The sequence below is a fragment of the Cupriavidus sp. DF5525 genome, assembly GCF_040149425.2.
Taxonomy (GTDB): domain Bacteria; phylum Pseudomonadota; class Gammaproteobacteria; order Burkholderiales; family Burkholderiaceae; genus Cupriavidus; species Cupriavidus pickettii_A.
Map to the genome: position 1 here is coordinate 2249554 of NZ_CP168265.1, position 16252 is coordinate 2265805.

A 16252-nucleotide genomic window follows, 5' to 3' on the forward strand; every position below is an offset into this window, starting at 1 on the left:
CAATCCCGTTTCAAGGAGATGACGATGAGCAAGCGCTTGAGTGAGGAAGGCATCGATCTGCTGTTTCGCGAGGCACGCACACACAGCGCGTGGCTGAACCAGCCCGTGAGCGACGAGACCCTGCGGCAGCTCTATGACTTGATGAAATGGGGGCCGACCAGCGCCAACTGCTCTCCCGCGCGCATTCTGTTCCTGCGTACCCCCGAGGCCAAACAGCGCCTGTTGCCCGCGCTGGCGCCAGGCAATGCGGAGAAGACCATGGCCGCACCGGTCACCGCCATCATTGCCTATGACATCAAGTTCTACGAACTCCTGCCCAAGCTGTTTCCGCATGCGGACGCACGCTCCTGGTTCGCCGATACCCCGGAGCTCGCGCTGGCTACCGCGAGGCGAAACAGTTCCCTGCAGGGCGCGTACTTCATCATTGCCGCCCGCTCGGTGGGGCTCGACTGCGGGCCGATGTCCGGCTTCGACAATGCCAAGGTCGATCACGAATTCTTTCCCGCGGACCCGAAGGACAATGCCTTCCAGCTCGAACATTTCCCGGACAGCCACGTGAAATCGAACTTCCTGTGCAATCTGGGCTATGGCGACCCTGCCAAGCTGTTTCCGCGCGGCCCCCGCCTGGAATTCGACGAAGCGTGCAAGCTGCTCTGAAGGAGGTAGTACTCAGGCCTGTAGCCGCAACTCCTGCAGCAGCGTCGGCACCAGCTCGGACACCGTGGGATGGATGTGCATCGCGCGGCTGATGGTGGTATAGGGTGCCTTGGCATACATGATGTCGAGCAGTGAGTGAATCACCTCGTCGCCGGTCACGCCAAGGATCGCGGCACCCAGGATCATCCGGGTATCCGCGTCGACCACCATCTTCATGAAGCCCTGGCTCTCGCCCTTCTCCACTGCGCGCCCGACGCGGCTCATGGGGCGAGTGCCGACCAGCAGCTTGCGTCCGGATTGCCGGGCTTCTGCTTCGGTCATGCCGATGCGGCCGAGCGGAGGGTCGATGAACATGGCATAGGCTGCGATGCGGTCCGTCACCTTGCGGGGGTCATTGTCGAGGAGATTGGCAGCGACGATCTCATAGTCGTTGTACGACGTATGCGTGAACGCACCGCGGCCGTTGCAATCGCCAAGCGCCCAGATACCGGGGACGTTGGTGCGCAACTGTTCGTCCACCTTGATATAGCCGCGTTCGTCGGTCTCGATCCCGGCCTTGTCGAGGCCCAGGTCCTCCGTGTTGGGCACGCGCCCAACCGCCAGCAGCAGGTGCGAGCCGTGGACGTCGCGCGCCCCGCTCGCACAATCCAGCCCGACGGCAATGTGATCGCCTTCCCTGCGTGCGCTCAGGCAGTTGGCATCGAGCCGGATTTCGACCCCCTCGCCTTCCAGGATCTCCCGCACTGCTTGCGACACATCCTCGTCTTCGCGCTGGACCAGGCGCGGGCCTTTTTCGACGACGGTCACCCTGGCCCCAAAACGCCGGTACATCTGGCCAAACTCGAGGCCAATGTAGCTGCCGCCAATGACGATCAGGTGGTCCGGCAGGAAATCCACCTCCATCATGCTCGAGTTGGTGAAGTACCGTACCTGATCCAGCCCGGGCATGGGCGGGACCAGGGCCCGGCCGCCGACGTTCACGAAAATCTGGTCGGCCTCCAGCAGCTCGCCGTCGACCCGAACACTGTGCGCGCTCTCGAAGCGGGCGTGACCGTGGTAGACCGTGCCGTTCCCCAGGCCGCGCATCCACTGTTCCACACCGCTGCTGGAATGGCCGGAGATTTCGTCCTTGCGTGCCTTTACTTGCTTCATGTCGACGGCGACCGGCCCGCCGATCACCACGCCGTACTCGGCGGCCCGTCGCGCCAGCTGGGCTGCATACGCGCTCGCGATCAGGGTTTTGGTGGGAATGCAGCCAGTGTTCACGCAAGTGCCGCCAAAACGCGCGCGCTCGATGACAGCCACTTTCATGCCCGCGCCAGCCAGCCGCGCGGCGAGTGCGGGGCCGGCTTGTCCGGTGCCGATGATGATCGCGTCGAATCCTTGAGCCATCACGATTCTCCTTGCCCTTGTACCGTGGTCGCTGCAGCAAAGCCACAAACAACTTTAGGTGAAATGAGCAATGAGGGGGCGTCAAGGGTTCATGCACCCCCCTCGGAGATTCCAACCGATCACACATCCAGGCCGGAAGTGCCCGCGCGGCGCTCACGCATACAGCGGATTCGGCTTGGCCGGGTCGATCCCATACTTGCGGATCGCCTCGGTCACGCGGGCCGCGGGAATCACTCCCTCGTCGGCAAGTGCCTTCAGCGCGGCAATCGTGACCCAGTAGCGGTCCACCTCGAAGAAGTGGCGCAGGGCCTCGCGGGTATCGGAGCGGCCGAAACCGTCGGTACCCAGCACGACATAGCGCTGCGGCACATAGGCACGGATCTGCTCCGCCAGCGCACGCACGTAGTCGGTTGCCACAATCACCGGGCCTTTCGCATCCTCAAGCAGGCGTGTCACGTGCGGCACGCGGCGCGGCGCTTCGGGGTGCAGCAGGTGTTCACGCTCGGCGGCCTGGCCGTCGCGAGCCAGTTCGGTCAGGCCCGGTACGCCCCACAGGTCGGCGGCCACGCCCCAGTCCTTGTGCAGCAGGTCGGCGGCGGCAATCACCTCGTTGAAGATCGTGCCGGCGCCCATCAGTTGCACGCGCGGAGCGGCATCGTCGGCATCGTCGGCATCGGCCTTGCGGAACGCGTACATGCCCTTGAGGATGTCCGTCGCGACCGTGTCCCCGGCCGGCATGGCCGGCTGGGCATAGTTCTCGTTCATGACCGTGAGGTAGTAGTAAACGTCTTCCTGCTCGGCCACCATTCGACGCAAGCCGTCCTGCACGATCACGGCCAGCTCGTACGCGAAGGCGGGATCGTAGCTGATGCAATTCGGCACGGACGACGCCCACAACAGGGAATGACCGTCCTCGTGCTGCAGGCCCTCGCCGTTGATCGTCGTGCGTCCCGCGATGCCGCCCAACAGGAAGCCACGGGCGCGCATGTCGCCGGCAGCCCAGGCGAGGTCACCCACGCGCTGGAAGCCAAACATCGAATAGAAGATGTAGAACGGCACCATGGTCTCGCCATGCGTCGAGTACGACGTGGCTGCGGCGATCCAGTCAGCCATGCCGCCAGCTTCGTTGATGCCTTCCTGCAGGATCTGGCCGGTTGCCGACTCTTTGTAAAACGTCAGCGTATCGGCGTCCTGCGGCACGTAGTTCTGGCCGTCCTGGTTCCAGATGCCGATCTGGCGGAACAGGCCCTCCATGCCGAACGTGCGTGATTCGTCCGGCACGATCGGGACGATACGCCTGCCAAGCACCTTGTCCTTGAGCAACGTGCCCAGGATGCGCACGAAGGCCATCGTGGTCGACATGCCCCGCCCTTCCGGCGTGCCCTGCAGCAGAGTGTCGAACGCTGACAGCGCCGGCACGGGCAGCGACTCGGCCTTCTGGCGCCGCGCCGGCAGATATCCACCGAGCGCCTCACGCCGTGCCCGCATGTAGGCCAGTTCCTTCGATCCCTCCGGGAAGCTGACATAAGGGACATCCTCGATCTGGTCATCGGCGATGGGCAGCGCGTACTTGTCCCGGAGGGCCCGCAGCGCATCCACCTGCACCTTCTTCTGCTGGTGGTTCACGTTGGCAGCCTGGCCCTGCTCCCCCATCCCGTAGCCCTTGATCGTCTTGGCGAGGATCACGGTCGGGCTGTCGCCGCCTCGCGCGGCTTCCGCGAACGCTGCATAGACTTTCTCGGGATCGTGACCGCCCCGGTTCAGGTTCCAGAGCTCATCATCGGTGTAGTCGGCCACCAGCGCCTTCAACTCAGGCGTATTGAAGAAGTGCTCGCGCAGGTAGGCGCCCGACTTCGAGCGGTAGGTCTGGTATTCGCCGTCGACCACTTCCATCATGCGTCGGGTCAGCGCGCCAGTCTTGTCGCGCGCGAGCAAGGCATCCCAGCGGTCGCCCCACAACACCTTGATCACCCGCCAGCCGGCGCCCAGGAAGATCGACTCCAGTTCCTGCACGATCTTGCCGTTGCCGCGCACCGGGCCATCCAGCCGCTGCAGGTTGGCATTGATCACGAAGACGAGATTGCCCAGTCGCTCGCGTCCGGCCATGCCGATGGCGCCCAGCGATTCAGGCTCATCCATCTCGCCGTCGCCCAGGAACACCCAGACCTTGCGGTCGTCGGTCTTTGCGATGCCGCGGGCCTGCAGGTACTTCATGAAGCGGGCCTGGTAGATCGCCATCAGCGGCCCCAATCCCATCGAGACGGTGGGGAACTGCCAGAAGTCGGGCATCAGCCAGGGATGGGGGTAGGAGGACAGCCCCTCGCCGCCCACTTCACGGCGGAATTTGTCGAGGTGCTTTTCGGTCAGCCGGCCCAGCAGGAAGGCACGGGCGTAGATTCCCGGCGAAACGTGGCCCTGCACGAAGACGAGGTCGCCGCCATGATCGGCGGTGGGCGCGCGCCAGAAGTGGTTGAAGCCCACATCGTAGAGCGTGGCGGCCGATGCGAACGAGGCAATATGCCCGCCGACGTTCGAGGTCTTGCCAGCCCGCACCACCATCGCCATCGCGTTCCAGCGCGTGTAGGCCCGGATGCGGTGCTCGGTTTCGGCATCGCCCGGCATACGCGGTTGCCGGTCGACGGCAATGGTGTTGACGTAGGGCGTACCCGCGGCATGCGGCTGCGATTGCCCGCGCAGACGCGCATGGGCAATCTGCCGCTCGATAAGGTAGTGGGCGCGCTGCGGGCCGACGTTGTCGATGACCCCTTCGATCGCCTCCAGCCATTCCGCGGTTTCTCGCGGATCGTCGTCGCGGGCGTCGGCGGTCGACTCAATCTCGGAATTTTGCGTTGCGTACATGGGAGTCTCTCTCGGGTGGTTGTATGGCCTGGAACTGAGTATAGACTATAACTACGACTTTTCAAGTCGTAGTTAAGCCGTGCATCTCGGCTACGAAACCAGTTCAACGGCAAGCTCACGACGGAAGCAAAAGCAAAGAGGGCGATCCACTGGATCGCCCTCTTTCACTATTGCTCGCGCGGTCAGGCCACGACGATGCGACGGGGGTCGGCCAAAGCCAGTGCTTCGGCACGGTCAGCACTTGGCGGATAGATCCACTCGGTGTTGATCTGCGTCTTCAGTGCCTTGGCTTCCGCGCCCACCAGCTTCACCTGGCGATCCCAGCCCTCGGTATAGACCGCGCCCCACGGACCCAGGTCCAGACACGTCACGTACTTCGGCTGGCTGTAGGGAAGCTGCGCTTCACCCAGGAGGTCCGCTGCCACGTTGTGACCTGCGGACCGGCCCAGATTCATGGCGTGCTGGCAAGACATCATCGTGACGTTGCCTTCGTCATCGGTGGCGGCACGGGCGACATCACCGGTGGCGTAGACCGTATCCAGGCCCTTGACCTTCAGGTTGCGATCGACATGAAGGCGGCCGAAGTTGTCGCGCTCCGCCGGGATCTGGGCCGTGAGCGTGCTGGCGCGAGCGCCCGCGGTCCAGATGACGGTGGCGGACTCGATGCGCTCGCCGTTCTCGAGCGTGACGCCATTCGCATCCACAGCCGCGACACCGGAGCCCAGCTTCCACGTCACACCGAGTTCGCTCAGTGCCTGCGTGATTACCGGACGCGGGCCGGCACCCAGATCGGGACCGACTTCATTGTTGCGCTCGACCATGATCACGTTCACGGCCGCGTCCTTGCCAAACACCTCGCGCAGACGGGCAGGCAGTTCCGCAGCAGTCTCGATACCCGTAAAACCGGCACCGGCGACCACCACCGTGTTGCGCGCTGCGCTTTCGGGGCGGCTGGCCAGGCTCTCGATATGGGCCTCAAGCTGCGCGGCATCCGCCACCTGGTCGACATTGAACGCGTGCTGGTCAAGACCCGGGATCTGCGGCCGGAACAGGCGGCTGCCGGTAGCGAGGACCAGGCGGTCATAGCCAAGCTTGCGGCGCGACGTATCCACGCCCACGCCCGCCAGTTCGACTTCCTGGCTTGCCACATCGATGCGTTCCACGACACCCTGGATGAACTTGATGCCAACAGCCTTGAAGATCTCCTGCAGCGGAGCTTTCATGCCCGCCGGGTTTTGCTCGTAGAGCCGCGGACGAACATGCAGTTCGGGCTCCGGCGCTACCAGCGCGATCTCCACGTCAGTGCGCCCCACTTCATCCAGCAGGCGGGCCGAAGCCAGTGCGCTCCAGAAGCCGGCAAAGCCGGCGCCGATAACAAGAATGCGTTTGGACATGTTTCATGCTCCTGAATAATCTTCGGTTTCATCTGACCAGACAGGGTCCACGCCTGGCGTAGCGGCCTGATCAGCTCGACGCCAGCCTACGACTGCGCGCCTTAACTACGATTGTATGAGTCGTAGTTAAGATAACGCAAGAATTTTTTCAATGACTCGTTCAAAACCGAAGGGGTCTCGCGCAACGGCTTGCGCTCGCGCGAGCGATCGACTATGTTTACTACGACTGTATAAGTCGTAGTTATAGAGCGAAAAAGGAGCACATCATGAAACAGATCGGATGGGTTGGCACCCTTAGCGCGGTTGCCCTGGTGGCCACAGGCGTTGCTGCCTGGGCGGCGGGGTCCGGGTCGGAGTGGGCAGTGCACGGCACGCCCCACTCGTTAGTGGCAGGCCAGGACTTGACAGGGGTCTCCGCCCCGCCCGGCCGCACCAATGGCACGGCCGACGAAGGCGAGGCGAGCAAAGCGTCGGGGCCGCCGTATAAGTCGCTGCCTCAGCAGGCCCGGGGTGGCGCATCCCAGACTGGAATCGCCACAAGCTGAGCGGCGTCCCGCTAGATCGCCGACTTTTTCACCGCACCCGTAGCAAAGAATGCCTGCAGGTTCTCGAACACCAGTTCGGCCATCGCCTGGCGTGTCTCATGCGTGGCGCTGGCGACATGCGGGAGCAGCACGACGTTGTCCAGTTCGAACAGCGCCTCGGGCACGTGCGGCTCATCCTCGAACACATCCAGTCCGGCCCCGGCGATGCGCTGGTGAACCAGCGCATCGACGAGTGCGGCCTCGTCCACCACGGTGCCGCGCGCGATATTGATCAGGAAGCCTTGCGGACCCAGTGCGTCGAGGACGGCGGCGGAAACCAGGTGGCGCGTCGACGGGCCGCCGGCGGTGGCGATGACGAGGTAGTCGGCCCAGCGCGCCAGGTTCTCCAGCGACGGCTCGTAGGAGTAAGGCGCATCGTCGGAGCGGTTGCGGCTGTGATAGCGGACCTCCATGTCGAAGCCGGCTGAGCGGTGCGCGATCACGCGCCCGATGCGGCCCATGCCGATGATGCCGAGCCGCTTGCCGCTCACGCGCGTGGCCAGCGGAAACTGCCCCTTGGGCCATTCGCCCCGGCGCACGAAGCGGTCCGCGGCACTGATCTTGCGCGATACGCCCATCAGCAGCGCAAAGGCGGTATCGGCGACGCAGTCGTTCAGGACATCCGGCGTATAGCCCACGGCGATGCCGCGGCCGCGTGCGGTGTCGAGGTCGAGCTTGTCCAGGCCCACGCCGAAGCTGGAGATCACGCGCAGCGACGGCAAGGCGGCCAGCAGCACGGCGTCGGCACCAATCGCGGCGCGCGTGGTCAGGGCCACGAACTCGCTGCCCTGGCGGGCGAGGAAGCCGGCGGGGTCGGTCTCGGTCCAGAACGGATGGACGTCGTAGTGTTCGGCGAGACGCGCTTCGATGGCTTCCGGCAGGCGGCCGTGCTGCAGCAGGCGGGGTTTCATGCGATGAGTCCTTTGAAGAGAGAGTCGTGCGCGTCAGTCGGCGCGCAGCTTATTGTCGACAATGATTTTTGCGTAGCGCTTGCGGTCGGTGGCGATCAGCTCGCCGAACTGCTGTGGGGTGCTGCCCACGGGGATCGCGCCCTGCTCTACCAGTTGCTGGCGGACTTCAGGCACCGCCACCACCTGTTTCACGCCCGCGGCGATCTTCTCGACGATATCCTTTGGCGTGCCAGCCGGCGCGAGCAGGCCTACCCACGAGCCGGATTCCGCGCCGGAGATCCCGGCCTCCTGCAGCGTCGGCACATTGGGCAACGCCGGCGAGCGCACCTTTCCCGTCACCGCAAGCGCACGCAGCTTGCCCGCCTTGATGTGCCCCGCGGTCTCCAGCACCGAGGCGAACAGCATGTCGACGTTGCCGGCCATCAGGTCGGTCATGGCGGCGCCGCCGCCCTTGTAGGGCACGTGCAGCATGTCGGTGCCGGTGGCGGCCTTGAAGATCTCGCCCGACAAGTGCGGCGAGCCGCCGGTGCCTGAGCTGGCGAACGACAACTTGCCCGGCTGCGCCTTGGCCAGCGCCACCAGGTCCTTCGCGGTCTTGGCGGCCAGCTTGGGCGTGACCACCAGCACGAACGGCAGCTCGGCCATCTCAGTCACCGGCACCAGGCCATTGGGGTCATAGGAGAGCTTGGTGTACAGCGTGGGGTTGATCGACTGCGTGCCGACATTGCCCGCCACCAGCGTGTAGCCATCCGGCCTGGCGCGCGCCGCCAGCTCCAGGCCGACATTGCCGGCCGCGCCCGGGCGATTGTCGACCAGCACCGGCTGCCCCCATAGCTGCGACAGGCGCTGCGCGACCAGCCGCGTGGCGATATCGGTGCCGCCGCCCGGCGTGAATGGCAGGATGATCGTGACCGGCCGTGCCGGCCAGGCGGTGGCCTGTGCGTGCGCGGTGGGCGCCAGCAGTGGTGCGGCGGCAAGGCAAAGGGCCCGCAGCACGCGGCGCCGGCCGCCGTTGGCTCGATGTTGATGTGGCATGGCTGTGTCTCCCTGTCGCGTCATTCCGGCTGGATGCCGGCGTTCTTGGCCACCTTGGCCCACTTGACCATCTCGGTCTGGATAAAGCCGGCGAACTGCGCGGGGCTGCCACCCGCGGGCTCGATGCCGGCCGCCAGCAGGCGTTCGCGCACGTCCGGCGCGGCCAGGGCCTGGCTGATGGCGGCATTGAGCTTGTCGATCACGGCCTTGGGCGTGCCGGCCGGTGCGAGGACGCCGCCCCAGGTGCTGGTGTCATAGCCCGGCAGGCCGGCTTCCGCCATGGTCGGCACCTGCGGTGCGATCGCCGCGTGCTTGGTCGTGGTGACGGCGAGCGCCTTGACCTTGCCGGCTTTCACCTGCGGGCTGATCGCGGCTACGGTGTCAAACATCAGCGAGACGCGCCCGCTGGTCAGGTCCGGATGCGCCAGCGTGCTGCCCTTGTAGGGCACGTGGACCATGTCGATGCCGGCCATGCTCTTGAACAGTTCGCCGGAGAAATGCGGCGCCCCGCCCGATCCGCTCGACGCGAACGACAGCTCGCCGGGATGGGCCTTGCCATAGGCGATCAGTTCCTTGACCGACTTCACGGGGACCGACGGCGAGACCACCAGCATCAGCGGCACGACGTGCGTCAGCGCGACCGGCTCGAAGCTCTTGACCGTATCGAACGGCAGCTTGCGCACCATGCTCGGATTGATGGCGTGGCTGCTGGCCACGAGCGCCAGCGTGTAGCCGTCCGGGGGAGCCTTCGCCACCAGGTCGGTGCCGACGATGCCGGTCGCGCCGCTGCGGTTGTCGACGACTACCGACTGGCCCCAGGCCGCGGTCAGCTTCTGGCCGACCAGCCGCGCCACCAGGTCGATGGCACCGCCCGGCGAGGCGGGCACGACGATGGTGATCGGTTTGCTGGGATAGCTCTGGGCGCGGGCGCCAGTGGGCGTTAGCGCGAGGAACAGCGCTGTCGCTGCGAGGCCGGCGGCAAGGCGGGAGTATTTTGGTGCGATGGAACGAACGGTGGTATTCATGGTGTCTCCTGCCTGAGAATTTATTTGGCGAACGTCGGATGGCCGCTGGCGTTTTGCCCCTCTCCCGGAAGCGGGAGAGGGAGCACCCAATCGCTGATTCAAGACCTTGCGGCTACGGGACAGCTTGGTCAGCAATCCGGGGGCGGTCTCATGCCCCCTTCCCTGCCCGCTTAGTCGACCCGCGCCCCGGACTTCTTCACCAGCGCCGCCCAGCGCGGGATCTCCTTATCCATCAGCGCCGACAACTCGGCGGGCGTGCTGCCGACAACTTCCATGCCAAGTTGCTGCGTCAGCCGTTGCTGCACCGCGGGCTGCTTCAGCGCACGCACGACTTCGGCGTTGAGCCGCTGCACCACCTCCTTGGGCGTACCGCGCGGCGCGTACAACGCCTGCCAGGAAACCATCTCGAAGCCGCTGACGCCCGCTTCGGCCATGGTCGGCACCTTGGGCAGCAGCGCGGAGCGCTTGGGCGAAGTCACCGCCAGCGGACGCAGCTTGCCGGCCTTGATCATCGCCTCGCCCGCGGTCAGCTGGTCGAACAGGAAAGGCACGAGCCCGGCAGCCACGTCCTGCACGGCTTGCGGGCTACCCTTGTATGGCACGTGCGTCATCGGGACTTGGATCAAGTCCGCAAACAGTTCGCCGGCCAGGTGGGTCGACGTGCCCGCACCGGATGAGGCGAAACTGAGGCCGTTCTTCTTCTTCGCGTAGGCGATCAGTTCCTGCACGTTGTTGACCGGCAGCTCCGCATTCACCATCAGCACGTTCGGCACATAGCCGACCAGGCTGACCGGCTCGAAATCCTTGACCGGGTCGTATGACAGGTTCTTGTACAGGCTGGCGTTGATGGCGTGGGTGCTGATGGTGCCGCCGAAGAGCGTATAGCCATCGGGCTTGGCGCGCGCCACATAGCCCGCGCCCACGGCGCCGGCCGCGCCGGGCCGGTTCTCCACCACCACCGGCTGCCCAAGGGCGCGCGAGACTTCCTGGCCGATGGTGCGCGCGACGATGTCGGTCGAGCCCCCGGCCGCGAACGGCACCACCCAGGTGATCGGGCGCGACGGCCATTTGTCCTCGGCATGTGCCGGTGCGCACACGGCGCCGATGCTGAGTGCCAGGCACGCGGCCACGGTGCGGGCGCCGCGCGTCGCGAGCGCAATACGTTGCTTCATTCCTTGTCTCCTGCCATGGCCGGTCATCGCCGGCCAGTCTGTGTAGTCGTTGGCGTGGACCGGCGTCAGTACCGGCTTAGCGGCCCGTGGCCTTGCGCCAGGCCGCGAAATCTTCGCGGGCCTGTTCGGTGGTGGGCGGATACAGCCCGATGATGGAGCGGCCCTTGTTCACTTCCTCGGTGACGAAATCCTCGAACGCGGTCATCTCCACCGCCTCGGCGGCGATCTCTTCGGCGAGGTGAGCCGGGATGATGATCACGCCCTCGCCGTCGCCAACCACCACGTCTCTGGGGAACACGGCCACGTCACCGCAGCCGATCGGCACATTGAATTCCAGCGCCTGGTGCAGCGTGAGGTTGGTCGGCGCCGACGGGCGGTTGTGATAGGCGGGCATGGCCAGCCGGGCGATCTCGGGCGAATCGCGGAAGCCGCCGTCGGTGACGATGCCCGCGCCACCACGCTGCATCAGGCGCGTGACCAGGATCGAGCCTGCCGAGGCCGCGCGTGCGTCCTTGCGGCTGTCGATCACCAGCACCGCGCCCGGCGGGCATTGCTCGATGGCCTGCCGCTGCGGATGCGCGGGATCCTGGAACACGGTAATGGGGTTGAGGTCCTCGCGCGCCGGGATGTAGCGCAACGTGAAGGCCTCGCCCACCATGTTGCCGCCCTCGGGATTGAGCGGGCGCACGTCCTGGATGAACTGGTTGCGCAGGCCGCGCTTGAACAACGCGGTGCACAGCGTGGCGGTGCTGACGGTCTTGAGCTGCTCACGTACGGAGGGGCTGAGTTGGGTCATGGTGGTCCTTGCCGGGCGGCCGCGCGGGCCGGGTCAGTAGATGCTCGGCTCGCCGGTGGGCGCGCCGAAGTCGGTTTGCAGGAAGTCGAAATCGCAGCCTTCGTTGGCCTGGCGGATATGCTGGGAGAACATCCAGCCATAGCCGCGCTCGAAACGCGGCGGCGGCGGCGTCCATTGCGCACGGCGGCGCGCCAGCTCTTCGTCGGACACTTCCAGGTGGATGCTGCGCTGCTCGATGTCGACCGAGATCAGGTCGCCGGTTTGCACCAGGGCGAACGGCCCGCCGACATACGATTCCGGCGAGACGTGCAGGATGCAGGCGCCGTAGCTGGTGCCGCTCATGCGCGCATCGGACATGCGCAGCATGTCGCGCACGCCCTGCTTCACCAACTTCTTCGGGATCGGCAGCATGCCCCACTCCGGCATGCCGGGGCCGCCTTGCGGGCCGGCGTTGCGCAGGATCAGCACATGGTCGGCGGTGACGTCGAGGTCGTCGCGCTCCACCGCTTCCTTCATCGACGGATAGTCATCGAACACCAGCGCCGGCCCGGTGTGCTTGAAAAACCGTTTCTCGCAGGCGCTGGGCTTGATCACGCAGCCGTCCGGCGCGATGTTGCCCTTGAGCACGGCCAGCGCGCCTTCCTGGTAGAGCGCGTTCTCCGGCGTGCGGATGACGTCGTCGTTGTAGACCTCGGCCCCGGCGATGGACTCGCCCAGCGTGCGGCCGGTGATGGTCAGCGCGTCGAGGTGCAGGCGGTCGCTGATGCGGTTCATCAGCGCCGGCAGGCCGCCCGCGTAGAAGAAGTCTTCCATCAGGTATTTGTCGCCGCTGGGCCGGATGTTGGCGATCACCGGCACGCGCCGGCTGGCGGCATCGAAGTCCTCCAGGCCGATGTCATGGCCGGCGCGCCGCGCCATGGCAATGACATGGATGATCGCGTTGGTGGAACAGCCCATCGCCATGGCCACGGCGATGGCGTTCTCGTACGACTGCCGCGACTGGATGCGCTGCGGCGTCAGGTCCTCCCACACCATGTCGACGATGCGGCGGCCGGCCTCGGAACACATGCGGATGTGATTGGCATCGGCGGCCGGGATCGAGGACGCGCCGGGCAGTGTCATGCCGATCGATTCGGCGATGGCCGTCATGGTGCTGGCCGTGCCCATCGTCATGCAGGTGCCGTGGCTGCGCGCGATGCCGCCTTCGATGCCGATCCACGCCGCCTCGCTGATATTGCCGGCGCGGCGCTCGTCCCAGTACTTCCAGGCGTCCGAGCCGGAGCCCAGCACCTTGCCCTTGTAGTTGCCGCGCAGCATCGGGCCGGCCGGCACGAAGATGGCCGGCACGCCCGCGCTGGTGGCGCCCATTAGCAGGCCCGGCGTGGTCTTGTCGCAGCCGCCCATCAGCACCGCACCGTCGATGGGATGGGAGCGGATCAGCTCTTCGGTCTCCATCGCCAGGAAGTTGCGATAGAGCATGGTGGTCGGCTTGACCGAGCTTTCCGACAGCGAGATGGCCGGCAGTTCGATGGGGAAGCCACCCGCCTGCAGGACGCCGCGCTTGACGTCGTCGACGCGCTGCTTGAAGTGGGCGTGGCAGGGATTGATATCCGACCACGTATTGATGATGGCGATGAGCGGCTTGCCCATCCACTCGCCCGGCGAGTAGCCCATCTGCATGATGCGGGACCGATGGCCCGATGAGCGGAGGTCATCGGGGGCGAACCAGCGCGCGCTGCGCAGCGCGTCCGGTGTCTTCTTGCGAGCCGTCATGTGTCTCTTCCACCTTTGTCATATGGCCTGCCGCACACGGCCGGGCCTTGATGAAAAACATTAAAGCACTAATATATTAGTACGTCAATGTGAGTGGATTCCCTTAGAATCCCACCATTCGGGACGTCCCAGGACCGTCAGTGTGACGGTTCAGGCGCCCCATCTCAGTTTCCTGCCATGCGAGCCGCACTCCCTTCATCGCCCGCCCAGTTCCAGTTCGACCGCACACGCCATGCTGCCCCGCAGGTGTTCGAGCACCTGCGCGACCAGATCCTCTCGATGGCCCTGCCACCCGGCACCATCCTGTCGCGCCCGGAACTGGCCGAGCAATACGGGACCAGCCAGACCCCGGTCCGCGACGCGCTGATCCGCCTCGGCGAAGAAGGCCTGGTCGACATCTTTCCGCAGCACGCCACGGTGGTCAGCCCGATCAACGTCGCCCTGGCCACGCAGGCGCATTTCCTTCGCCGCTCGGTCGAGCTCGAAATCGTGCGCACGCTGGCGCTGCAGGCCGATCCGGTGCTGGTCGAACGCCTGCGCGCCACGGTCGCGCGGCAGCGCATGATGCTGGAGCTGCAGGACCTCGACGAATTCAGCGTCACCGACCAGGCCTTCCATCGCGAACTCTATGACGCGGCGAAGGTGCCGGACCTGTGGGGCCTGGTGCGCCGCCAAAGCGGCCACCTGGACCGGCTGCGCCGCCTGCACCTGCCCATTCCCGGCAAGGCGCTGGCCGTGCTGCGCGACCACGACGCCATCGTCGACGCGATCGCATCCGCCGATCCGGCGCGCGCCGAGGCCGCGCTGCGCGCGCACCTGTCCGGCACGCTGGCCAACATCGACGACATCCGCGCGCGGTTTTCTGACTATTTCCGCTGAGGCAGCCTCGACGCCGGGCCGCGTCACTGATCCACCCACATCGCCGGCGTGATCTGGCGCGGATCAGTCACCAGTTCGATCAGCGCCGGCGTGCCGGCGGCGTTGGCACGCTCGAAGGCCCCGGCAAACGCATCGGCATGCTCGACACGCTCGGCCCAGGCGCCGCAGGCCCGCGCCATGGCCACGAAATCGGGATTGCGGATGCCGGTGCCGCTGACGCGCCCCGGATAGCGCTTCTCCTGGTGCATGCGGATGGTGCCGTACATGCCGTTGTTGACCAGCACGACGATGACGTTGGCCCCCGCCTCCGCCGCGGTCGCCAGTTCCTGCGGATACATCAGGAAGCAGCCGTCGCCGGCAAAGCAGACCACGGTCTGCTCCGGATTTCTCAGCTTGGCCGCGATGGCTGCCGGCAGGCCGTAGCCCATGGCGCCACAGGTGGAGGCCAGCTCGGTGCGCGGCTGCCGGTAGGCGAAGAAGCGGTGCAGCCAGACGGTGTAGTTGCCGGCGCCGTTGCTCAGGATGGCGTCGTCGGGCAGCGTTTGGTCGAGGTGCTGCATCACCTTGTTCAGGTTGACACCGCGCAGTTGCGCGTTCGGCGCCACCGGCGTCGCAAAGGCGACGTGGTCGGCGCGCGCGGCGCGGGTCCATTGCGCCCAGCGCGGCGATTCCGGCGCGCCCAGCGCGGCGAGCATGCGCGTGCCGGGCACGATGCCGGCCTGGATCGCCAGCTCGGCCTGGTACACGCGGCCCAGCTCGGCGCTGTCGGCATGGACATGCACCAGGCGCTGGCGCGGGCGCGGCGGCTCCAGCAACTGGTAGCCGTCGGTCGCGATGTCGCCCAGGCGGGTGCCGAACGCGAGGATCAGGTCGGCATCGCGCACGCGCTGGGCCAGGCGCGGGTTGACGCCCAGGCTCAGGTGGCCGGCATAGTGTTCATCGCGGTTGTCGAAGACGTCCTGACGGCGGAAGGCGCAGGCCACCGGCAAGTTCCATGCCTTGATGAAGGCGGCAAAGTCCTCGGCCGCTTGAGCGGTCCAGCCCGCGCCGCCGGCGATCACCAGCGGGCGTTCGGCGCCGGCCAGCGCGGCGCGCAGCGACTGGGCATCTTCCTGCGACGGCGAGGCCGTGACCGGCTGGTACGGTGCCGCATCGGCGCATTCGCACAGGCCGTCGAGCACGTCCTCGGGCAGCGCCAGCACCACCGGGCCAGGCCGGCCCGAGGTCGCGCACTGGAAGGCCCTGGCGACCAGTTCCGGGATGCGTGCGGGATCGTCGATCTGCGCCACCCACTTGGCCATGCCGCCGAACATCCCTACGTAATCCACTTCCTGGAACGCCTCGCGCCCCACGTGCTGGCGCGCGATCTGGCCGACGAACAGGATCATCGGCGTCGAATCCTGCGCGGCAATATGCACCCCGATGCTGGCGTGGGTGGCGCCCGGGCCTCGGGTCACGAAGCAGATGCCGGGGCGGCCGGTCAGCTTGCCGTCGGCCTCGGCCATGTTTGCCGCCGCACCCTCATGCTTGCAGACCACCAGGTCGATGGCGGGCTGGTCGTGCAGTGCATCCAGCACGTCGAGGAAGCTCTCGCCCGGCACGCAGTAGATGCGATCGGCGCCATGCAGGCGCAACGCGTCCACCAGCACGCGGCCGCCGGTGCGCTGGATTGGCGTCTGGGGTACGGATGAATGGGCGGGGGAAAAGGCGGATTGAGGCGTCATGGCGGGTCAGCAGATTCGGGTGGGGATGCACAGGGCAGATTGTTGCCTTGC

12 protein-coding genes are annotated in these 16252 nt (G+C 66.3%); 2 read left to right on the forward strand and 10 right to left on the reverse strand.

What is annotated here, in order from left to right; all coding sequences use genetic code 11:
- The first annotated feature begins 24 nt into the window (after window positions 1-24).
- Window positions 25-657, forward strand: coding sequence for a malonic semialdehyde reductase (locus ABNX08_RS10505; RefSeq protein ID WP_022535174.1), 633 nt, complete (start codon window positions 25-27; stop codon window positions 655-657).
- Window positions 658-669: 12 nt separating this feature from the next.
- On the opposite strand, the gene ABNX08_RS10510 is transcribed toward ABNX08_RS10505, so the two are convergent.
- The 9 genes from ABNX08_RS10510 to araD form a co-directional block, all read right to left on the reverse strand.
- Complete coding sequence (locus tag ABNX08_RS10510) at window positions 670-2049, reverse strand: FAD-containing oxidoreductase (RefSeq protein ID WP_349607201.1); 1380 nt, start codon at window positions 2047-2049, stop codon at window positions 670-672.
- A 153-nt stretch (window positions 2050-2202) separates the two neighbouring features.
- Window positions 2203-4908, reverse strand: a complete 2706-nt coding sequence (gene aceE, locus ABNX08_RS10515) for a pyruvate dehydrogenase (acetyl-transferring), homodimeric type (RefSeq protein ID WP_349607200.1) — start codon at window positions 4906-4908, stop codon at window positions 2203-2205.
- Between the two features lie 182 nt (window positions 4909-5090).
- Window positions 5091-6302, reverse strand: a complete 1212-nt coding sequence (locus ABNX08_RS10520; RefSeq protein ID WP_349607199.1) for an NAD(P)/FAD-dependent oxidoreductase — start codon at window positions 6300-6302, stop codon at window positions 5091-5093.
- Between the two features lie 556 nt (window positions 6303-6858).
- Window positions 6859-7797, reverse strand: a complete 939-nt coding sequence (locus ABNX08_RS10525) for a 2-hydroxyacid dehydrogenase (RefSeq protein ID WP_349607198.1) — start codon at window positions 7795-7797, stop codon at window positions 6859-6861.
- A 33-nt stretch (window positions 7798-7830) separates the two neighbouring features.
- Window positions 7831-8832, reverse strand: coding sequence for a tripartite tricarboxylate transporter substrate binding protein (locus ABNX08_RS10530; protein WP_349607197.1), 1002 nt, complete (start codon window positions 8830-8832; stop codon window positions 7831-7833).
- 20 nt (window positions 8833-8852) lie between these two features.
- On the reverse strand, window positions 8853-9857 hold the full coding sequence (locus tag ABNX08_RS10535; RefSeq protein ID WP_349607196.1) for a tripartite tricarboxylate transporter substrate binding protein: 1005 nt from the start codon (window positions 9855-9857) through the stop codon (window positions 8853-8855).
- A gap of 170 nt (window positions 9858-10027) precedes the next feature.
- Window positions 10028-11029 (reverse strand): tripartite tricarboxylate transporter substrate binding protein, encoded by a 1002-nt coding sequence (locus tag ABNX08_RS10540; protein WP_022535182.1) that lies wholly within the window; start codon window positions 11027-11029, stop codon window positions 10028-10030.
- Between the two features lie 76 nt (window positions 11030-11105).
- Entirely contained in the window at window positions 11106-11825 is a 720-nt protein-coding gene (locus ABNX08_RS10545; RefSeq protein WP_022535183.1) for a ribonuclease activity regulator RraA, read from the reverse strand.
- Window positions 11826-11858: 33 nt separating this feature from the next.
- Window positions 11859-13598, reverse strand: a complete 1740-nt coding sequence (gene araD / locus ABNX08_RS10550; protein ID WP_349607195.1) for an L-arabinonate dehydratase — start codon at window positions 13596-13598, stop codon at window positions 11859-11861.
- A 177-nt stretch (window positions 13599-13775) separates the two neighbouring features.
- Between araD and ABNX08_RS10555 the strand changes: the two genes are divergently transcribed.
- The gene (locus tag ABNX08_RS10555) at window positions 13776-14477 is read left to right on the forward strand and encodes a GntR family transcriptional regulator (protein ID WP_349607194.1); all 702 of its coding nucleotides are present in this window, start codon (window positions 13776-13778) and stop codon (window positions 14475-14477) included.
- Between the two features lie 23 nt (window positions 14478-14500).
- On the opposite strand, the gene ABNX08_RS10560 is transcribed toward ABNX08_RS10555, so the two are convergent.
- A complete protein-coding gene (locus tag ABNX08_RS10560) occupies window positions 14501-16201 on the reverse strand; it encodes a thiamine pyrophosphate-binding protein (RefSeq protein WP_349607193.1) in 1701 nt (566 codons plus the stop codon).
- Window positions 16202-16252: the final 51 nt, after the last annotated feature.